Source organism: Williamsia sp. Y853 (assembly GCF_056786495.1).
The window spans coordinates 309093-329432 of sequence record NZ_JBXCJC010000002.1; the positions used below are offsets into that span (position 1 = coordinate 309093).

Here is a 20340-nt window from a genome sequence, read left to right on the forward strand (position 1 = left end):
GGTGAAACCGCGTACTTACCGGCCGGCGGCGGCCAGGACACGCTGACGTGCCGCCTCGCTGGTCTCGTCGAGACCGTCGAGAGAGTGCAGCTTGAGGTCGTCCACCAGAGCGGTGGCGACGAACTTCACGACATCGGCGTTGAACGGTGCAATTACCTCGAGGTCACCGAAGTCGTTGATGTCGGCACCGATCGGTTCCAGCTCGGTCAGCGCACGGTCAACCGACTTGATCAGTTCGGTCACATTGGCATCGACGCCCGCGTTGAGGAAGTTGGTGAACGTCTTCGCCTGCACACGGTCGTCGTGCACGATCTTCTCGACGATCCCCTTCAGGACATCACTGTCGGACGCCTCGAGGAGCTTCTCGCCGAACGACACACACTGCAGTTCGTGCACCGCGAGCAGCGCCAACACGTCGAGGATCTCGTACTCGGTCACCGACTCGGGCGTCTGCAACTTGCCCTTGGTCATGTGGTGCAGCCGCAGTGTCTCGGCAGCTTCCGGATCCATCAGCCGCGACACCACGAGGTAGTCCCGCAGCGCGATCGCATGACGATTGTCTTCGGCGGTCCAGGTTCCGATGACCTGCTGCCACGCACCGAAGATGGACGCCTTCTGCGCCATCAGACGGTGGTAGGACGGCATGTTGTCCTTGGTGAGCAGCAACGCCAGCAACGCTTTGACCACATCGGCAGGCAGCGGGGACGGCTGGTTCGGATCGAAGTCCTCGCCACCCAAGAACGCGAAGTTCTTGCCCTCGGCCCACGGCACGAAATCGTGCGGGTTCCATGCCACTGCCGCGGCGTTGTGCTCTTCCATGATTTCCGGAATCGCCTTTTCCAAGGCGTAGAGCAGTTCGTCCTGGGTCAAATCATTCACCCAGACAGCCTAGAGGTCGACCCGCGATATGCGAAACCAATCGCCCGAATACCGAACCCACCTCTTTCGGTCGAAACCAACTGTGGTTCGACCGAAAGAGATGGGTTCGTCTGGTGTGCTCGGGGTTCAGCGCTGGGTGCTGAGCAGGCCCCAATCCTCGAGTCCCTCGTACAGCGGGAAGTCGAGGGCGAGCTGCGAGACGCGGGCCCGCAGCGCAGAGACATCCGCGCCCTGGCCGGCAGCCAGTGCGGTGCCGATGATGTCGGCAACCTCACGGAACTGCTCTTCACCGAAGCCGCGGGTGGCCAGCGCGGGTGTACCGATCCGGAGGCCGGAGGTCACCATCGGCGGACGCGGGTCGAACGGCACCGCGTTGCGGTTGACGGTGATACCGACCTGATGAAGCAGATCTTCGCCCTGCTGGCCGTCGAGGTTGCTGTTGCGCAGGTCGACCAACACCAGGTGCACGTCGGTGCCGCCGGTCAGGACCGACACTCCGGCCTTGGCGACGTCCTCACCGTTCAGGCGCTCGGCAAGGATGCGAGAACCGTCGAGGGTGCGCTGCTGGCGCTCCTTGAACTCCTCGGTGCCTGCGATCTTGAGGGCCACGCCCTTGGCAGCGATGACGTGCATCAGCGGGCCACCCTGCTGGCCGGGGAACACTGCGGAGTTGAGCTTCTTGGCCCACTCCTTCTTGGCCAGGATGATGCCCGAACGCGGACCACCGAGGGTCTTGTGGACCGTCGACGACACGACATCGGCGTACGGGACCGGCGACGGATGCAGCCCGGCGGCGACGAGTCCGGCGAAGTGGGCCATATCGACCCACAGGTGCGCGCCGACCTCGTCGGCGATGGACCGGAAGGCCGCGAAATCCAGGATCCGCGGATAAGCCGACCAGCCGGCGACGATGACCTTCGGCTTGGTGTCGAGGGCGACCTTGCGCACCTCGTCCATGTCGATGCGGAAGTCTTCTTTGCTCACGCCGTAGAAGGCGTTCTCATAGAGCTTTCCGGAGAAGTTCAGGCGCATGCCGTGCGTGAGGTGGCCACCGTGGGCCAGGTCGAGGCCGAGCATGGTCTCGCCGGGCTCCATCAGCGCGGCCAGGACCGCAGCGTTGGCCTGCGCACCGGAATGGGGCTGCACGTTGGCGAATTCCGCGCCGAACAGCTCTTTCGCCCGGTTGCGGGCGATGTCCTCGACGACGTCGACGTATTCGCAGCCACCGTAGTAGCGGCGTCCGGGGTAGCCCTCGGCGTATTTGTTGGTCAGCACACTGCCCTGGGCCTGCAGCACCGCGCGCGGAACGAAGTTCTCCGACGCGATCATCTCCAGCGTGTCGCGCTGACGGGTCAGCTCGCCGTTCATCGCGGCCGCCATATCCGGGTCTAGCTCAGCCAGGGATGCGGTGTTGACGTCGGTCATTTGTCTCCTTCAGACGCTGCTGCGCGGGCGAATCCGCAGGTTCAGTGTAAGAGACCGGGCGAACACCGATTACATGCCCTATTATTCGTCGCCGCGGTGCTGCTTTTCCGCGGCCAACCCGGCTACACCCCGGCAGCCAACTCCGCCCGCAGGCGCCCCGGTGTCAGCGGCTCATCGAGCAGCCGGCCGAAGCGCACCAGCCGATCCGCCGCAGGCGCCGCGTCCAACCACTCCTGCAGCAGGCGGAAGCCCTCGACATAGGTGCTGATGTAGGCCCGCCACAACGGTGATGACAGGAACCGCAGCATCTGCCGGGCCCGCTCATCGGTGGCGAGCAGCCAGGTCTGCAGATAGGTCGCGACGGTGTCCTGGTCGGCGCCGCGGTCGTGCAGCAGCAGCGCCGCGTCCTGGCGCACGCCGAGCAAACCAGTGGTGGCCCTACCGATGGCATTGGCGCGCTCACCGTCGAATCGCAATCCGAGGTCCGCGTAGATGTCCTGCGCCCAGAGCCCCCACTCGGGCCCGATCGCGGCGTTCAGCGCATGGTCGGCGAGACCTTCCGCCATCAGGCATTGCGGGGTGTTCACCAGGAAAATCGACTGCTCGACCTGACCTGAACCAACCAGCAATTGCTCTTTTCGGCAGTGTTCGGTGTGGTGTCCCGGATAGGCCTCATGCGCGATGAGGTGCGGCAGCGACGACATGTGCTGGGTGAGATCACCGTTGATGGCCACCTTGGACCGGTAGTCGCCCAGGTAGTAGTTGAACCCGGACCACGGCTTGTCGCCGACCACCTCGAAGTCGACGATCTCCGACTCGGGCAGCGCGTAGGTGCCCCGCACCCGTTCCCGCAGTGCACCGCTGAACGCCGACACCACCTCGGCCACCCGGTCCTGCGGGATCTCCTCGGCACGTTTGTGCGCGGCGTAGCGCTGTGCGAGATCACCGGTGCCCAGCAGCAACTCATCGAGCTCGGAGTGGGCGCGGCGATAGGTGTCCGGATCACCCATCGTGATGTCGACGTCGAAATAGTTGCGGACTTCCTCGACGAACCCGATGTCATCGCCTGCGAACTTTCGCGCCGAACATTCGAGCGCCCGCAGCGCCGAATCGATGAACTCGGTGCGGATCTCACCCAATCCGGCGCCGGGGAGTTCGTCGCGCAACGAAGCCGCCTGATGGGCAAGGTCTCTCGGATCGGGCACCGGGGCGTTCTCGACCTCGCGTCGCAACGCCGGATCACCGGTGAACGCGTCGACGAAACCCTCTTCGAGACGGTCAAATGCCAGGCCCAGCCGCAGATACCGCGACGTGATCGCTTCGTTGTACATGGGGTCAAACGCTACCGAAGTGACCCCGGAGTTGTTGCCCTCGGATGCGTTCGCAAGGATGATCTCCATGCCGCGGGTCCCACGGATCGAAAGTTGACATGTCACGGATAACCGAGCCGAGTCCGTATATCGAACTCGATCGCCGCCAGTGGCGGGATCTGCGCCAATCGATGCCGATGGTGCTGACCGAGAGTGAACTGCGCGAATTGCGCGGTCTCGGCGAACAGATCGACCTCACCGAAGTCGCGGATGTCTATCTACCGCTCTCCCGTCTGATCCACCTCCAGGTCGCTGCCCGGCAGCGCCTGTTCGCCGCGACGGCCACCTTCCTCGGCGAGCGCAAGCCTGAGCGACAGGTGCCGTTCATCATCGGTGTCGCAGGCAGCGTGGCGGTTGGCAAGTCGACCACCGCCCGCGTGTTGCAGGCGCTGCTCGCCCGCTGGGAATCTCACCCCACCGTCGACCTGATCACCACCGACGGATTCCTCTACCCCACCGCGGAGTTGGAACGTCGCGGAATCATGCACCGCAAGGGTTTCCCCGAGTCCTATGACCGCCGCGCGTTGCTGCGATTCGTGACCGAGGTGAAGTCGGGCGCCCGCGATGTGTCGGCTCCGGTGTATTCGCACGTGTCCTACGACATCGTCCGCGGGACCAAACACCATGTGCGGCAACCTGATATCCTCATCGTCGAGGGACTTAATGTGCTCCAGACCGGAGCCCGGCTGATGGTGTCGGACCTGTTCGATTTCTCAATCTATGTCGACGCCCGGATCGAGGACATCGAGGACTGGTACATCACCCGGTTCCTGGCCATGCGGACCACGGCCTTCGCCGATCCGAACTCGCACTTCCACCATTACTCGTCACTGACCGATGATCAGGCGACGCTGGCGGCCCGCGACATCTGGAACGGCATCAACCGGCCGAATCTGGTGGAGAACATCCTGCCGACCCGTCCCCGGGCGACGTTGGTGCTTCGCAAAGACGCCAATCACGCGATCAATCGGGTGCGTCTACGCAAGATCTGAGGACAACGGGGTTCTGTCGGAACCCTGGCGCTCACTTACCGAATCGGCGGCTACGGGCACCGTAGTCACGGAGCGCACGCAGGAAGTCGACGCGACGAAATGCCGGCCAGTAGGCGTCGGTGAACCAGATCTCGGAGTACGCGCTCTGCCAGAGTAGAAAGCCCGAAAGGCGTTGTTCGCCAGATGTTCTGATCACCAGGTCGGGATCGGGCTGGCCGCGGGTGTAGAGATTCTGGTCGATGGCGTCCACGGTGACCGCGTCAACCAACTCTCCAGGGGTATCGCCGGCCGCGATCCGGTCGGTGAGCAGCGAACGCACCGAGTCCACGATCTCCTGGCGACCCCCATAGCCCACCGCCACGTTCACGGTCGGGCCGACCCGGCTTGCGGTCTGCTGTTCGGCGGCCTTCAGCCGACTCGACACCTCGACCGGCAGTTGATCAAGCGCGCCAACCACTTTCACGCGCCACGGCTGTCCGGGCGCGGAGATCTCTTCTACGATGTCCGGGACGATCTGCATCAGCGCGCCGAGTTCTTCGGTGTCGCGGCTCAGGTTCTCGGTCGAGAGCAGATAGATGGTGACCGTGGAGATGTCGAGCTCACTGCACCAGGTGAGGACCTCGGCGATCTTCTGCGCACCGACCCGATGCCCATGATTGACGTTCTCGAACCCGGCCTCGCGGGCCCATCGACGATTGCCGTCACAGATGATCGCGATGTGACGAGGTATACGTTCTGGATCGAGGTAGTGGGTGAGCCGACGCTCGTAGACCCGGTACATGGGTCCACGCATGGCGTCGGGAATCAGCTTCACTGGGTACACCTTACGCGGCGTGGAGGTCGGTCGATGCTTACCTAAGCTACCGTGGATTGTGGTCTCCTCCGAACTCGCACGACTCGCCGAATTCCAGCCCCGCATGCGGGGTTGGATTCACCTATACGCCGGCTTCATCGCCATCGTCACCGGGATCGTGCTCGTCGCCGTCGCGTGGGCGATGGTCGGCCCGATGGCCGCCCTGGCCTGCGGTATCTACGCACTGACGGTCTGCGGCGTGTTCGGGGTCAGCGCCACTTACCACCGGGTGCACTGGACCACCGACGCCGCCAAGATGTGGATGAAGCGGGCCGATCATTCGATGATCTTCATCTTCATCGCGGGCAGCTACACACCGTTCTGCGTGATCGGGCTGGAGCCCCCCACTCAGACGGTGGTGCTGATCATCGTGTGGGCCGGCGCACTGGCCGGGGTCACCCTCAAAATGGTCTGGCCCACCTCACCGCGCTGGCTCGGCGTGATGCTCTACATCATCCTGGGCTGGACGATCGTCGCGGTCGCCCCGACACTCATCGACTCGGTGGGGGTCGCCGTGCTCGTACTGCTTGCCGTCGGCGGATTCTTCTACACCGTCGGTGGTGTGCTCTACGCGACGCAGTGGCCCAATCCGTGGCCGAACACATTCGGTCACCACGAGTTCTTCCACGCCTGCACCGTCATTGCGGCGCTGGTCCACTACGTCGCGGTGTGGCTGGTGCTGTTCAGATAGCGGCGGCCGGGGCCTTGGCTGCCGAAAGCGTCTGCACCACAGCAACCGTGGCATCCCAGTCCATGCACTTGTCGGTGACCGACTGGCCGTAGGTCAGCACCTGGGCGTCCGGCGACTGCGCACCCGCGACGAGGAAGCTTTCCAACATCACCCCGCTGATACCGTGCTGTCCGCCGACGATCATCTCTGCGATGTCAGTGGCGACCACGGCCTGCTGGATGTGGTCCTTGCCCGAGTTGGCGTGCGAGCAGTCGACCATGACCAGTTCCGGCAGTCCTGCCTTGGCCAGTGCAGCGAGCGTGGCATTGATCGAGTCAACGGCGAAGTTCGGTCCCGATGTGCCGCCTCGCAGGATGACGTGGCAGTCCTCGTTGCCGACGGTCTCGACGATCGCGCCCCGGCCGAAATCATCAACACCGAAGAAGACGTGCTGGGCTGCAGCAGCTTTCACACCATCAACCGCAACCTGGATGTTGCCGTCGGTTCCGTTCTTGAAGCCGATCGGCATCGACAGACCCGAGGCGAGCTGGCGGTGCACCTGCGATTCGGTGGTCCGGGCACCGATCGCGCCCCACGCGACAGCGTCGGCGATGTACTGCGGGCTCGTCGGTTCGAGGAACTCACAGCCCACGGGTAGACCGAGGTCGATGATGTCGAGGAGCAACGCGCGGGCGGTACGCAGGCCGCGCTCGACGTCGAACGAACCGTCCATACCCGGGTCGTTGATCAGGCCCTTCCATCCGACCGTGGTGCGAGGCTTTTCGAAGTACACCCGCATCACGATCTTGAGCCGGTCGGCATGCTCGACGGCAAGCAGCGCGAGGCGTCGTGCGTAGTCCAGTGCGGCGACGGTGTCATGAACCGAACACGGTCCGACGATGACGAGCAGGCGGTCGTCGCGGCCGGCGAGGATGTCGGCGATCTCGTCGCGATCGCGCTGCACGACGGCGGCGCGGCGATCGGTCAACGGCAGTTCGGCGCGCACGGTATTCGGCGACGGGATCTCACGGAAGGCGCGGATGCGGCGGTCGGACGTCTCGGGTCCGACCAACGTCGCCTGCTCGGCCTGCGGGGTGGTGGTTTCGCTACTCATGATGCGTGCCTTCCTGATTTCGGCGAGCACCTGCACTCATGTAACCGGTGCCCTGACAAAGAAAAAAGCAGCGACCATGGTGGTCACTGCTCGGGGCTCCGGGTGTTGGCGCGCGTTAGTAGAGCGCAGTATCGGCGGCTCCACCCGGAGCCTCGATAAAGCGCCAATAGGCACCAGCACAAATGTTCATGTCGGCCAAGGTAGCACGGCAGTCATCTGCCACCCAAAACAGATATCCACTGCAGGAATGCTCGGCCCGACGACTCCCTCAGGGATGACCTCGATCGATCACCCTGGACAGCACGATGATGCTCTCGGAGTGGTCGACGGTCTCGGCGGCCCGGATCCGTTCGAGCGCCACCTCCAGATGCTGGACATCGCGCGCGACCACCCGCAGGATCGCATCGGCCGGACCGGTGACGGTGGCAGCGCTGACCACCTCGGAGATGTGCTCCCACGATTTGGCGAGGATGTCCGGGGCGATGGTGCCCCGGCAGAACACCTGGACGTATGCCTCCGTGGTCCATTGGAGCGCTGCCGGATCGGTGACGACGGTGAATCCGCGGATCACACCCGACGACACCAGACGGTCGACCCGCCGCTTCACAGCCGGGGCCGAGAGCCGCACGCACTCCCCGATCTGCGCATAGGTTTGCCGTGCATCACGAGTCAGAGCGCCCAGAATCGCCTCGTCGATCTCGTCCAGCTCAGCCACCGGCCACCCTCTTTTCACCTCACGCAACAGATCGTTCTATTGTGCCAGATTGCACAATAAATAGCTGGCCTCAACACAACGCACGTAGATTGATTGCGTCACAGGGGCTTCCTACGATCAATGAGTGACCACCACCGAGTTCGCGCATGCCACCAGGTCCGATCGAGTCTCCTCACCGCGGCGTTACGCGATGACCCCGCCTGCCCACTTTGCGGTCACCTACCAGATCAACCCGTGGATGGACCCGACCGTGGCCGTCGACACCGCACGCGCCTACCAGCAATGGAACACGCTCCGCGAGACGTATATCCAACTGGGACATTCGGTTTCAGAAATACCGCCGGTCCCGTTCTCCGACGGTCTCAATGTTGTGATGACCGACGCCGCACCACATCTGGCAGCACTTCTCACCGTCGCCGGGTTCAACCCGATCAGGGTGGATCTGTCCGAATTGCTCAAAGGTGGCGGCGGCGTCAAATGCTGCACACTCGAGCTACGAAAGGCCGGGGGCCCATCATGACCGTCGACATCACCCATTCCGTCGATCCGATCATCTCCTCGGCCGAACACATCGCGCTGGTCGACGACTTTGCCACCCACAACTATTCATCGCTCCCCGTTGTCGCGGCCACCGCCGAGGGCGCCTGGATCACCGACGTCGAAGGCCGCCGATACCTCGATTGCCTGGCCGGTTACTCGGCGATCAACTTCGGCCATCGCAATCGGGAGATCATCGCCGCCGCCATGGACCAACTCAGCCGGCTCACGTTGACCAGCAGGGCCTTTCACTCTGACCGCCTGGGCCCCTTCTGCCGGGATCTGGCCGCGCTCTGCGGCAAAGAGATGGTGCTGCCGATGAACACCGGCGCCGAAGCGGTGGAATCGGCCATCAAGGTGGCCCGCAAGTGGGGCACCGACGTCAAGGGTGTGCAGGCAGGTCGGGCGTCGATTGTGGTGGCGTCGGGCAATTTTCACGGCCGGACCACCACTATCGTGAGTTTCTCGGACGACGAGATCGCCCGCACCGGTTTCGGTCCGTTCACACCCGGATTCCGCATTGTTCCGTTCGGTGACGCCGCGGCGATGGCCGCCGCCGTCGACGACACCACCGTTGCGGTACTGATCGAACCGATCCAGGGTGAGGCCGGCATCATCGTCCCACCGGACGGCTACCTCGCCGATGTTCGTGAACTCTGCACCACCGCAAATATTTTGATGATCTGCGATGAGATCCAGTCCGGTCTCGGCAGAACCGGAACCACCTTCGCCTGTGACCATTGGGGCGTGGTGCCCGACCTCTACACGCTGGGCAAGGCCCTGGGCGGAGGTGTATTGCCGGTGTCGGCCGTGGTCGGTGACAGCAACATCCTCGGGGTACTTCATCCCGGCGAGCACGGTTCGACCTTCGGCGGCAATCCGCTTGCTGCCGCGGTCGGTTCGACGGTGGTGCACATGTTGGGTACCGGCTACTGGCAGGATCGCGCGGCCACGCTTGGCACACATCTCCACGACCGGCTGCGGGCGATGATCCCAGGCGGTGTCATCGCGGTTCGGGGGCTCGGACTGTGGGCGGGCGTCGATGTCGATCCAGCGCTGGGTACGGGCAAGGATCTCTGCAAAAAACTCGCCGAGCGCGGCGTGCTGGCGAAGGACACCCACGGCAGCACCCTGCGATTCGCCCCACCGATTGTCATCACGGTTGACGAAATCGATTGGGCGATGGATCAGTTCGCTGCGGCCTTACACGCCTGACCCCCGTCTGCCCGATTGAGGTCACGCCAGTTGCGCTGCGAGTCCTTCGGCAGTGGTGACCGGGAGCCCACACACCGATCCACGGCAGATATAGGCGGCTGATTCACCGTTCACCGGGGGCCGTCCGGCCAGTAGCGGCTGAGAATCGACGACACCACCGATCACGATGGCTCCGCCCGGCGCTCGCACTCGCGCCTGGGTGAGCAGTCCGGTGGAATCGATGTCGGGCTGCGACACCGCGATCTGAAGTGGTCCGGCCAGGCGAGCCGATGCGACCGCCAGCCAATGCCCCGCCGACCGCGGCAGCTTCTCCAGCAGCACGGACCCGCGGGCCAGGGTGTCGTCCGCCAGAGCCATGTAGGCGTCAGCACTGCGCGGGGCGCGATCGGTCGGTGCCAGCGGCGCAGCGGTCAGCAGCGCCTCGGCCACCAGTGAGGTACCCGCCGGTGTTGCCCCATCGATCGGATCCCGCGGTCGTGTCAGCAACGCGTCGGCGTCCGATCCGGCGTCGTACCACGACCCGGACACCTCGGGGTCGGCGAAAAGATCAATCGTGCGGTCGAGGAGATCGAGTCCGCGATCTCGCCAATGCTGTTCTCCGGTCACCTGATAGAGCGCCAACAGCGCGGTGACCAATGCGGCGTGATCGTCGAGCATCGCCAGTGGCGCACCGACCACACCATCGAGTGAGGACCGCCGCAGCCGTCCATCAGGCAGATGACGTGCGAGCAGCTCCCCGGCGCACCAGGTGGCCAGATCGATCCACTCCGGACGTTCTAGTCCGGCTCCGGCTTCGGCAAGTGCGGTGATGGCCATGGCGTTCCAGCCCGTCACCACCTTGCCGTCGATCCCCGGTTGCGGCCGCAGTGCCCGGGCGGCAGACAAGCGCGCCCGCACCGATTCGAACCGGCCGATGTTGTCGGGGTCCGCGCGCAGCTGCAGTGTCGACGCACCTTCTTCAAAGGTGCCCGCCGCGGTCACGGTGAACAGCTGCGCCGCCCACTCTCCGTCGTCGTCCCCGAGTACGTCGACCAATTCCTGTGGCGTCCACACATATGTCAGGCCCTCACGGCCGTCGGTGTCGGCATCGAGAGCCGAGGCGAACCCGCCGATCACCTTGAGGTCGCGTTCCAGAAACCCGATGGTTTCCTCGGTGACCTTCTGCGCCAACGGATCTGAGGTGATGCGCGCCAGGTGCGCATACACCCTCAGGAGTTGCGCGTTGTCGTAGAGCATCTTCTCGAAATGCGGGACCACCCAGTCCTTGTCGACCGCATACCGGGCGAAACCACCGGCGAGCTGATCGTAGATACCGCCTCGGGCCATCACCGACGCGGTCCGCCCAGCGGTCTCGAGACCTCTCGGGTCGCCGGTGCGCTCTGATTCGCGGATCAGTCCTTCGAGTAACGCCGACGGCGGAAACTTCGGGGCGCCACCGAATCCGCCGTAGTCGCGGTCCTCGTCCTCGAGGACCTGGGTCACCGCGTGCGCGAGGAGCGGGTCGTCGACGGCGAGTTCCGGATCCGGCAAGCCCGCAGCGTTTGCCGCGAGTTGCTCGGCGACCGCGGCGCCCACCCGGTGAACCTCATCGCGTTTGGAGTTCCACGTCTCGGTGATCGCATCGAGGAGTTGCACAAAAGACGGCAGACCGTGCCGCGGTACCGACGGAAAGTAGGTGCCGCAGTAGAAAGGTTCACCGTCCGGCGTCAGGAAACAGGTCATCGGCCAACCACCCTGGCCGGTCATCGCGACCGTGGCATTCATGTAGATGGCGTCGATGTCGGGCCGCTCTTCGCGGTCGACCTTGATGCACACGAAGTGGCGGTTCATCACCGTCGCGGTGATCGGGTCCTCGAACGACTCGTGCGCCATGACGTGGCACCAATGACAGGCCGCGTAGCCGACCGACAACAGGATCGGTACGTCCCGCTCGCGCGCCCAGTCCAGCGCGTCGGCGCCCCACTGCTGCCAGTGCACCGGATTGTCGGCGTGCTGGCGCAGATAGGGACTTGTCGCCTCAGCGAGACTGTTGCTGCCTCGGGTCACCATCGGTCCCGTCATCGGCGGCCTGATCGTCTTCAGGATGGTCCCAGTCGAACTTCTTCGGCAGCTTCTTGAGGTGCCGGTTCATCGACCAGATCAAGAAAACTGTTCCCACCAGCAGCAGTACGACGACCAGCAGTCCCAGCGGGGATGCCTTGCCGAACTCGGGGCCCTGGGGGGCGGCGAGCACGTCGGTCAACTGCGCTGCGGCGTAGGTCATGTTCATCGCACAACCTCCTCATCAGCGGTTATTCCAGCGAACAGATCGGTCTCGGGGATCGCGGTCTTGACGCGGGTCTTGGCCAGCTCGAATTCTTCGGTCGGCCAGAGTCGTTGCTGCCAGTCCATCGGGACCGCGAAGAAGATTCCGTTGGGATCGATCTGTGTGGCGTGCGCCAGCAGCGCCTCATCGCGCTTCGGGAAGTAGTCGCCACAGGTCACCTGTGTGGTGACCCGGCCCATCGTGTTCCCGCGCTCGGGATCCCAGTTCGACAACCACTCGGCGAAGGGGCTCTCTTTGCCGATCTTCTCGTACTCGTCGGAGAACAAGATCATCCGATCGCGGATGAATCCGTGGGTGTAATAGATCTTCGAGACCGCCCAGGGCTCTCCGGCATCGGGGAACTGCTCGGGATCGGCAGCGGCCTCGTAGGCGGCCATCGACACCTCATGGTCGCGGATGTGGTCGGGATGCGGATAGCCGCCGTGTTCGTCGTAGGTGATCATCACGTGCGGCTTGAACTCGCGGATCACCTTGACCAGTGCCTCGGTCGGGATCTCCAGCGGGATGGCCGCGAACGAACCCTCGGGAAGCGGCGGTTTCGGATCGCCCTCGGGCAGACCCGAATCGACAAAGCCCAACCACTGCTGGCGGACACCGAGCGCGGCCGCAGCCTTGGCCATCTCTTCTCGACGAACTTCCGGTAGGCGCTCGACGATGCCCGGCAGATCCATCGCCGGATTGAGGATGTCGCCGCGCTCACCGCCGGTCAGGGTGACCACCAGAACGTCGTGTCCTTCAGCGGCGTATTTGGCCATCGTGGCCGCGCCTTTACTGGACTCGTCGTCGGGGTGCGCATGCACCGCCATCAGTCGTAGTCCAACCACGCGATTTCCTCACCTTCACAACAGCCCGATATTCGGGTTCAATACTCCCACCGTCGGCACCGGCCATGGCGCACCGGGACCCGGTTCTGCCTCCATGGTAGGTATGAACACATGACAAGCCCTCGCACACTACCGCCGGGGCGCTACCCCACCGACCGCTCACCACGCTCTCGCCGCGTGTGGTCGATAGGCCTGACCACGCTGGTCATCGCCCTGGGCGTGCTCGTCGCGTGGGTCGGCTACAACAACTTTTCCGACCCCGACATCTCCGGAGAAGCCACCGGCTACGAGATCCTGAACGACACAAGTGTTGAGGTGAAGTTCACAGTTACCCGCAAGGATCCCGGCGTTCCGGCCACCTGCATCCTGCGTGCCCGATCCTTGGACGGCAGTGAGACCGGCCGCCGCGAGGTCTACATCCCGGCGTCGAACGAATCCCCCTACGCGATGTCCGAGATCGTCAACACCTCGGCCGCCCCGGTGGTCGGCGAGGTCTACGGATGCAGCAAGACGGTTCCGGAGTATCTGGTCGCACCGTGACCTGAACCACCCGCCACGGGTCGTTCAGTCGACCGACATCACCGATGGCCCCTCGGACCGGTTCACCTGCACACACTCTCGACGTCGGAATTTCGATGCCTTTCTGTGACTAACTTTCTCGCCGCCCGTTACGACGGAGCAAGTGGGTCGGCAACCAAAGGATCAATCGATGAAAAAGACTGTGGACAACCATTTTTCGGCAACCAGGTCGGCGGCCCGCACATGGATGGCCGTGTGTGCGGCGGCGGTATTGATTGCCGGCATCTCCGGGTGCTCGGACTCTGACAACTCGAACTCTGACAACAAGGCCGTCGACGGCAGCTCGGCGTCGTCGGCGTCACCGGCATCGACCGTCACGCAGGCGCCCAGAACGACGCAGCCGGCCGGTCAGAGCGCAACCATCACCGCGCCGCCTGCCGACACGAACGATCCGGGCGGCAACCCCGATCCGGACGACAACTCCTCGTGCGATCCCGCCGCAATCATCGACTCGGCGATCGGCCAGATCGACCCGCCGGTACCCGGTGGCCGCTGGGTGAGCGCGGAGTCCGACTTCAGCTGCTCGGGATTCACATACGTGGCCCTGGCCACCGAGGGTGGCACCGTATCGTCGCCCTACCAGCTGGCCTTCTTCCACGACGGCGTTTCCGTCGGCTCCGCCTGCAACCTCTCCTACCAAACCGTCACCGGCGCCGACGACAGCGAGGTGTACGTCACTTACCGCTACATAGTCGGCGACGAGCCCAACGCCGACCCCCAGGGACAGGTCGCCGTCAGCTACCGCTGGACCGGTTCCGGAGTGGAGAGGATCGGCGAACTCCCCGGGGCATTGCAACCGAATGGATGCTGATCGCCCATAATCGGCACCCATGACATCCACTGATAGGTCTGGGCAGCCGGACTCGCTCACCGCCAAGGGAACGAGTCCGGCGTTTGCCACCATTGCAAGTCCGTATTACCCGATGCTCGTCGCCCTCTTCGTCGGCGTGATGATGATCAGCAACATCACCGGCACCAAGGCTGTGGTGCTGTTCCCCGATCTCCACTTCGACCTCGGCCCGCTGTCCATGAACGGCCTGGTGACCGACGGTGCCTTCTACCTCTTTCCCCTCGCCTACGTCCTCGGCGACGTGATCAGCGAGGTCTACGGCTTCCGCGCGATGCGACGCACCATCCTGGCCGGATTCTTCGTCCTGCTGATCGCATCCTTCTGCTTCTGGCTGACCATCAAGCTGCCTGCCGCCGATTTCTACGACGGCCAGGAGTCCTTCGAGACCGTCGCCGGCGTGATCCCCCAGTTCCTGGCGGCCGGTCTGGCCGGTTATGTCGTCGGCGAGTTCCTCAACTCCTGGGTCCTGGTGAAGATGAAAGAGCGGTCCGGCGAGAAACACCTGTGGGCCCGGCTCCTCGGCTCCACTGTGGTGGGCGAGTTCTTCGACACGCTGGTTTTTTGTGCGATCGCGGCCAGCGCACTGGGCATCTCGACCTGGTCCGATTTCTTGAATTACGCACTCATCGGCTTCATTTGGAAGACCCTCGTCGAGATGGCAATCATGCCGCTGACGTACGCGGCCATCCGCTGGCTCAAAAACCGCGAACCAACCTACCGATCCAACCTCGCCCAAGGGGGCATAATTTCCTAGGAGTTCGAGATCCGTACATGTGACCTGCTACTCTTGGCTGATACACGGTTCCGAGAGGGGCCGTGTTGCTGCATTTAACGAGAGGGAGTGATCGAGCATGACCGACACCGAGGTGACCTGGCTTACCCAGGAGTCCCATGATCGGCTCAAAGAGGAGCTCGACGCGCTGATCGCGAACCGTCCGGTGATTGCCGCCGAGATCAACGAGCGTCGCGAAGAGGGAGACCTCAAAGAGAACGGTGGCTACCACGCTGCCCGTGACGAGCAGGGCCAGCAAGAAGCCCGCATCCGGCAGCTCCAGGAGCTACTCAACACCGCCAAGGTCGGCGAGACACCCACGCAGTCCGGTGTGGCTCTGCCGGGTTCTGTCGTGAAGGTGTACTACAACGGCGATGAGTCCGACACCGAGACCTTCCTGATCGCCACGCGCGAACAGGGATCGTCTGAGGACAAGCTCGAGGTGTACTCACCGAAGTCCCCACTGGGTGGCTCGCTCATCGACGCCAAGGTCGGCGACACCCGCAAGTACACCGTGCCCAGCGGCGCCACTGTTTCGGTGACGCTTCTCAGCGCGGAGCCGTACCACAACTGAGCAACCAAAATGAGCCCTCACGGCGAGCTTCACGCTCGCCGTCGAGGGCTCATTTTTGTGTGCGTATCAGCGTGACAACAGTCGCCGACGCTTCGGCGTGACCGGCACCGACAACAGTCCGGCCTCGAGATCGGCGCGAAGCTGCGCGACCGTCTGCGCCGAATCAGACTTGTTGGTGCCGATGAAGCCCGACGGGCCACGTTTGATCCATCCGGTGACGTAGACGCCGGTCATCGGCGTCCCGTTCTCCACCACTCGGCCCTGATCGTTGGGGATGACACCGCGTTCGCTGTCGAAGGGCAACCCGGGCACCTCGACGCCCTTGTAGCCGATAGAGGTCAGCACCAGCCCGGCCTCGACCGTCTCGCACTCCCCCGTCGACTCGATCCCACCCCTCAATGGATCAAGCCGATTGATCCCGAACCTGACGCCCGCGGCCGAACCGTCCGCGTCTACGACGATCTCCTGCGGCGACCGTAGGAAACCAAGCCTGATCACAGGTCCCGATCGTGGTGTGCGCTGCGACAATTCGGCCAGGACGTCGAGTTTGGCTGCGACGGCGTGATCATCGGGTGAACCGTAGGACGTCAGCAGTTCCGGATCGACCGTCACGTTGACTCCGCGGTCGGCCAGCCCGACCAATTCTGGCAACGTGAATGCGGCGTCGGCCGCGCCGCGGCGCGCGACGACAAGCACTTCTTCGACCTTCGAGTTCCGCAACGCGGACAATGCCGTCGACGAAATCGAGGTTGATGCAAGGGCTTCCGGATCAGTGGTCAGAATACGCGCGACATCGAGCGCGACGTTGCCGTTGCCGATGACGACCACCCGCCGATGCGAGAGATCGAAAACACGATCGGTGAAGTCCGGGTGCCCGTTGTACCAACCGACGAATTCGGTTGCGCTGGACACGTTCTCCAGATCGACGCCAGGAATGTCCAGTCGTCGGTCGGTTTTCGCACCACCCGCGTAGATCACGCCATGGAAATCGCGGCGCAGATCGTCGAGCGCGACGTCGCGGCCGACTTCACAGTTGAGCATGATGTCGAGACGATCGCTACGCGCCATCTCGTCGAACAGCGCCATCACCTCGCGGGTCGAAAGATGATCGGGCGCAACGCCATAGCGGGCCAGACCGAAAGGCTTGTCGAGGCGTTCGTACATGGTGACGTGTACGCCCGGATAACGCAGCAGCTCGTCGGCCGCGTACATCGCCGACGGCCCGGACCCCACGATCGCCACGCGGATGTCACCGCCGCCCGGCACCTCGATCGGCTTGGGCTTGCTGATGGGCGCCAACGGCAGCCGCAGCTTTTCGTCGACCGGGAATCGAACCGGCAACGGTGACACGGCTTCGTAGTGTGCGGCGTTGATCTCGAGGTAACGCTCGTCCTGGGGTTCGATGCGATGGCCGGGGACGATCGCGCCGACCGGGCAGGCACTGACGCAGGCACCACAATCGACACAGGTCGCCGGGTCGATGTAGAGCATCTCCGAGGTCAGGAAGTCGGGCTCATCCGGTGTCGGATGGATGCAATTGACCGGACAGGCGTAGACGCAGGAGGCGTCGGCACAACACGCCTGGGTGACAACGTGCGGCACGGACTTATGCTGCCGCGTAGGCGGGTTCGCTGCGGAACCGCGAAGGACGTCCGCCGATGCCGAGGATCTTCCACAGGAACCGCGAGAACGGATTCATCAGACCACACTGCTGCCCCAACATGCGGACGTCGCCGAATACGTTGTGCAGGAACTCCTTCGAGGTATCCGACTTCCAGAACAGTTCCTTCATGACCTCATCGGGAACATCGAAGTCCTTCTGGAAAGACTTGGGCGGCACCACGATCGCGCCACAGAGGACACGCATGATGATCGGGAACATCAGCGACAGCAGGAACCGCTGGAAGGGACTCTTCTTCGGGACGGTCTCGCGCAGCAGGTGATGGGCAAAGGAGATGTGCCGCGCCTCTTCGGCCACATGCAGCTGCATCACGGCCATCATGGTCGGGTGCATCTCATCGCGGTTGCGCAGGAAGTCTTTCTGGATGTGGTCGATCGGCTCTTCGCCGCCGAGCACACCGAAGAAGAACAGGCTCGGGAAGATCGTCGACGCGAGCGGCACCAGCGGCGAGATCATCCGATAGCCGAGCTTTGCGCCGGGTACATCGACACCCGTGCGGTTCACGAACTCCTGAAACATCAGGGTGTGATTGCACTCTTCCTTCGACTCATGGGTGGTGTACCGGAATTCGCGTGCGCCATTCGGGAGTTTGAAGCTGTACTGCATCAGTCCGCGGATGAGGATCGACTCGAACTGCAGACCGACCTTGGCGACGTTGGCCTGCCGCCACATGCCGATCTTGATCTGCTTGTCGAGCGGGAGATTCTGGTACCAGGGATGCCGACCGATCGGGTCGACGTCCTTGGACAGGACCCACCGGGGATCGTCGTCGACGACCGCCATGTGCGGCGCGTCCCAGTCGATGTCGATGTACGGGTCGAAGTTGCGGTGCACCGAGGCGCTCGACAGATCGTCGAGAACCTGCTCGTAGTTGTCGCCGGTGGCGGCTTTGGCGTGCTCCGGGACATACTTCAACGCTTCAATCATCTGCGACTCCTCGCTGCAACATGTTCACATGACGCTAGAAGGCCGACGCGAACTTGTCAACGCACGTTGTTAAATCAATGAGCGTTGTCACGCCAGATACCGGCGGCGCAACGAGGAGATCAGGCTTCGACCTGGTGTTATTTGCTGCCGCGCCCCCAGTTGAGACCCCACCGAAAGTGCTTGTCCATCTTGTCGCCGCCGGAGAAATACTCGACCGCACGAGTCACACTCACACCACTGCTGCCGACCTCTATGAGAACGATGGATGCCGTCCGCAGAGAGTTCTTGGCCGAGTCCATGCGCACCTCGATCGGCGGACCGAACTGCGATTCGACCGTGACGACACCGTCGACCGCCGCCCAGTTCGGGCTGCCCTCGTAGATGTCGGCGAAGATCAGGATGCGCCGGAAGACCGACGGGTCGGCCAGGTTCACAAACATGTTCTCGCCGCCTGCAGAACTGCCGGAGCGGTCATCCTGGTCGAGTTTGATGTACGGCGGCTTCTCCAGCGTGCCGAAGTTGCGGTCGAGCGCCCCGATGCCGCCGCGGGTCCCGTCGGCCAGCTCGTACAAACAGCGAAGGTCGAGGTCGACGGAGCTCTTTCGTTTGAAGAACCCGCCGGTGGGTGCCGACTGCGCCCAGTTCAGGTTCACGCGGATGGTGCCGCCGGAAGCGCCTGACTTCGCGAGGTTCACGGTCGGCTGCGCCTTGGTCAAGGTGATCTTGCTCAGCTGGACCCCGGGGGCGGCGGGCGGTGGAACCGACGGCGCGGCCGGAGGTGGCGACGCCGGTGCGGGTTGCGTCGGTTTCGGGCGCTTGCTGTAGTCGATTCCCATACCCGGAAGCCTAGTGCGACGAGGGGAAGAATCGGACAGAGAGTGTTAGATCAAGCCACCAAATAGCCGGCTTCGGCGAGCGCGGCCCGCACCTTCGTCTGGTGATCGGGCCCCTTCGTCTCCAGACTGACCGTCACCGAGACCTCCCCGAGGCTGAGTTCACCGCTGACCCGCGAGTGGATCACGTCGACCACACTGACGTTCAGGTCGCGCAACAATTCGAGCAACGCCACCAGACCGCCCGGGCGGTCCGACACTGTCACGGTGATCGTCAGATACCGTCCTGCAGCGTGTAGGCCATGGGTGGTCACCTGGGTCAACAGCAACGGGTCGATGTTGCCGCCGGACAGCACCACGCAGACCTGTCCGTCGAGTTCGAGACCGGGCAGGCTCATCAAAGCCGCGACCGCCGTCGCACCGGCCGGTTCGACAACCAACTTGGCCCGCTCCAGCACCAGTAGCAAGGCCTGGGAGATCGATTCCTCGCTGACCGTGACAACCTCGTCCACCAGGTCCTTCACATGCGCGAATGGCACCGCACCCGGCATGGCCACCGAGATGCCGTCGGCCATGGTGTTCATCGACTGAGCCTTGACCGGTTTGCCTGCGGCAAGCGAATCGGGCCAGGCCGCCGCGGACGTCGCTTGGACACCGATCACGCGCACATCTGGCCGATGCAGTTTGATCGCGGCGGCAACACCGGCGAGCAGTCCGCCGCCGCCGAGGGGCACCAACACGGTCCCCACGTCGGGCAACTGCTCGAGGATCTCGACCCCCACCGTCGCCTGCCCGGCCACGATGTCGGGATGGTCGAACGGGTGGATCATGATGGCGCCGGTCTCTGCGGCGTAGCGGGCCGCCGCCTCCAGACTCTCGTCGACGGTCTCGCCTTCGAGGATCACCTCGGCGCCGTAGGAACGGGTCGCGGCGATCTTGGGCAGAGACGCACTGGTGGGCATGTATACCCGCGACGCGATGCCCAGCGTCCCGGCCGACCAGGCCACACCCTGCGCGTGGTTGCCCGCACTGGCCGCGACCACACCGCGCGCTCGCTCCTCGGCACTCAGACCGGCGATGCGCAGATAGGCTCCCCGCGGTTTGAAAGACCCTGTGCGCTGCAGGTTTTCGCACTTGAGCCACACGTCGTGGCCACAGCGCTCCGACAACGCCCGCGACGCCACCACCGGCGTCCGACGCATCA

At 63.9% G+C, this 20340-nt stretch carries 20 protein-coding genes and 1 pseudogene; 8 read left to right on the forward strand and 13 right to left on the reverse strand.

The features are described 5' to 3' along the window. Window positions 1-15: 15 nt before the first annotated feature. From AC1TPF_RS13390 to AC1TPF_RS13400, 3 genes are all read right to left on the reverse strand, one after another. Window positions 16-879 (reverse strand): acyl-ACP desaturase, encoded by an 864-nt coding sequence (locus AC1TPF_RS13390; protein ID WP_482144386.1) that lies wholly within the window; start codon window positions 877-879, stop codon window positions 16-18. 126 nt (window positions 880-1005) lie between these two features. After that, on the reverse strand, window positions 1006-2304 hold the full coding sequence (glyA, locus tag AC1TPF_RS13395; protein WP_482138254.1) for a serine hydroxymethyltransferase: 1299 nt from the start codon (window positions 2302-2304) through the stop codon (window positions 1006-1008). A 122-nt stretch (window positions 2305-2426) separates the two neighbouring features. Then, window positions 2427-3635, reverse strand: a complete 1209-nt coding sequence (locus AC1TPF_RS13400; RefSeq protein ID WP_482144707.1) for a DUF885 domain-containing protein — start codon at window positions 3633-3635, stop codon at window positions 2427-2429. Window positions 3636-3733: 98 nt separating this feature from the next. On the opposite strand from AC1TPF_RS13400, the gene coaA reads away from it, so the two are divergent. Beyond that, window positions 3734-4666, forward strand: coding sequence for a type I pantothenate kinase (gene coaA / locus AC1TPF_RS13405; protein ID WP_482138252.1), 933 nt, complete (start codon window positions 3734-3736; stop codon window positions 4664-4666). Window positions 4667-4697: 31 nt separating this feature from the next. Here the strand turns inward: coaA and AC1TPF_RS13410 are convergent, their stop codons facing one another. Then, window positions 4698-5480 (reverse strand): isoprenyl transferase, encoded by a 783-nt coding sequence (locus tag AC1TPF_RS13410; RefSeq protein ID WP_482144387.1) that lies wholly within the window; start codon window positions 5478-5480, stop codon window positions 4698-4700. A 103-nt stretch (window positions 5481-5583) separates the two neighbouring features. Between AC1TPF_RS13410 and trhA the strand changes: the two genes are divergently transcribed. Then, window positions 5584-6210, forward strand: coding sequence for a PAQR family membrane homeostasis protein TrhA (gene trhA / locus AC1TPF_RS13415; RefSeq protein ID WP_482144708.1), 627 nt, complete (start codon window positions 5584-5586; stop codon window positions 6208-6210). Here the strand turns inward: trhA and AC1TPF_RS13420 are convergent. Then, on the reverse strand, window positions 6203-7303 hold the full coding sequence (locus AC1TPF_RS13420) for a 3-deoxy-7-phosphoheptulonate synthase (RefSeq protein ID WP_482138249.1): 1101 nt from the start codon (window positions 7301-7303) through the stop codon (window positions 6203-6205). The two genes, trhA and AC1TPF_RS13420, sit on opposite strands and share 8 nt — an antisense overlap. Before the next feature lie 268 nt (window positions 7304-7571). After that, window positions 7572-8018, reverse strand: coding sequence for an Lrp/AsnC family transcriptional regulator (locus AC1TPF_RS13425; protein WP_482138247.1), 447 nt, complete (start codon window positions 8016-8018; stop codon window positions 7572-7574). 124 nt (window positions 8019-8142) lie between these two features. On the opposite strand from AC1TPF_RS13425, the gene AC1TPF_RS13430 reads away from it, so the two are divergent. Together AC1TPF_RS13430 and rocD are read left to right on the forward strand one after the other, a co-directional pair. Beyond that, on the forward strand, window positions 8143-8538 hold the full coding sequence (locus tag AC1TPF_RS13430) for a hypothetical protein (protein WP_482144388.1): 396 nt from the start codon (window positions 8143-8145) through the stop codon (window positions 8536-8538). After that, window positions 8535-9770, forward strand: coding sequence for an ornithine--oxo-acid transaminase (gene rocD, locus AC1TPF_RS13435; protein ID WP_482138243.1), 1236 nt, complete (start codon window positions 8535-8537; stop codon window positions 9768-9770). Before AC1TPF_RS13430 ends, rocD begins: the two co-directional genes overlap by 4 nt. A 21-nt stretch (window positions 9771-9791) precedes the next feature. On the opposite strand, the gene AC1TPF_RS13440 is transcribed toward rocD, so the two are convergent. The 3 genes and pseudogenes from AC1TPF_RS13440 to mca form a co-directional block, all read right to left on the reverse strand. After that, on the reverse strand, window positions 9792-11831 hold the full coding sequence (locus AC1TPF_RS13440; protein WP_482138241.1) for a thioredoxin domain-containing protein: 2040 nt from the start codon (window positions 11829-11831) through the stop codon (window positions 9792-9794). Then, window positions 11818-12039: pseudogene (locus AC1TPF_RS13445) on the reverse strand (hypothetical protein); the annotation flags it as partial. The pseudogene AC1TPF_RS13445 and the gene AC1TPF_RS13440, both read right to left, overlap by 14 nt. Continuing rightward, window positions 12036-12902 carry a mycothiol conjugate amidase Mca gene (mca, locus tag AC1TPF_RS13450; RefSeq protein ID WP_482138775.1) on the reverse strand — a complete coding sequence of 289 codons (867 nt, stop codon included), beginning with the start codon at window positions 12900-12902 and terminating at the stop codon, window positions 12036-12038. The gene mca and the pseudogene AC1TPF_RS13445, both read right to left, overlap by 4 nt. Before the next feature lie 129 nt (window positions 12903-13031). Here mca and AC1TPF_RS13455 point away from each other — a divergent pair, with 129 nt between their 5' ends. From AC1TPF_RS13455 to greA, 4 genes are all read left to right on the forward strand, one after another. Then, window positions 13032-13460, forward strand: coding sequence for a DUF4307 domain-containing protein (locus AC1TPF_RS13455; RefSeq protein WP_482138239.1), 429 nt, complete (start codon window positions 13032-13034; stop codon window positions 13458-13460). A gap of 169 nt (window positions 13461-13629) precedes the next feature. Further along, complete coding sequence (locus tag AC1TPF_RS13460) at window positions 13630-14310, forward strand: LppP/LprE family lipoprotein (RefSeq protein WP_482138237.1); 681 nt, start codon at window positions 13630-13632, stop codon at window positions 14308-14310. A 19-nt stretch (window positions 14311-14329) separates the two neighbouring features. Next, window positions 14330-15103, forward strand: a complete 774-nt coding sequence (locus tag AC1TPF_RS13465; protein WP_482138235.1) for a queuosine precursor transporter — start codon at window positions 14330-14332, stop codon at window positions 15101-15103. 97 nt (window positions 15104-15200) lie between these two features. Beyond that, complete coding sequence (greA, locus tag AC1TPF_RS13470; protein WP_482138233.1) at window positions 15201-15695, forward strand: transcription elongation factor GreA; 495 nt, start codon at window positions 15201-15203, stop codon at window positions 15693-15695. A gap of 66 nt (window positions 15696-15761) precedes the next feature. Here the strand turns inward: greA and AC1TPF_RS13475 are convergent, their stop codons facing one another. The 4 genes from AC1TPF_RS13475 to ilvA all read right to left on the reverse strand — a co-directional run bounded on the left by AC1TPF_RS13475 (window position 15762) and on the right by ilvA (window position 20338). Then, window positions 15762-17297 (reverse strand): FAD-dependent oxidoreductase, encoded by a 1536-nt coding sequence (locus AC1TPF_RS13475; protein ID WP_482144390.1) that lies wholly within the window; start codon window positions 17295-17297, stop codon window positions 15762-15764. A 4-nt stretch (window positions 17298-17301) separates the two neighbouring features. Further along, window positions 17302-18303, reverse strand: coding sequence for an AurF N-oxygenase family protein (locus AC1TPF_RS13480; protein WP_482144392.1), 1002 nt, complete (start codon window positions 18301-18303; stop codon window positions 17302-17304). A 137-nt stretch (window positions 18304-18440) separates the two neighbouring features. Then, complete coding sequence (locus tag AC1TPF_RS13485) at window positions 18441-19139, reverse strand: Tellurium resistance (protein ID WP_482138227.1); 699 nt, start codon at window positions 19137-19139, stop codon at window positions 18441-18443. Between the two features lie 50 nt (window positions 19140-19189). After that, a complete protein-coding gene (ilvA, locus tag AC1TPF_RS13490) occupies window positions 19190-20338 on the reverse strand; it encodes a threonine ammonia-lyase (RefSeq protein ID WP_482144709.1) in 1149 nt (382 codons plus the stop codon). Window positions 20339-20340 lie beyond the last annotated feature (2 nt).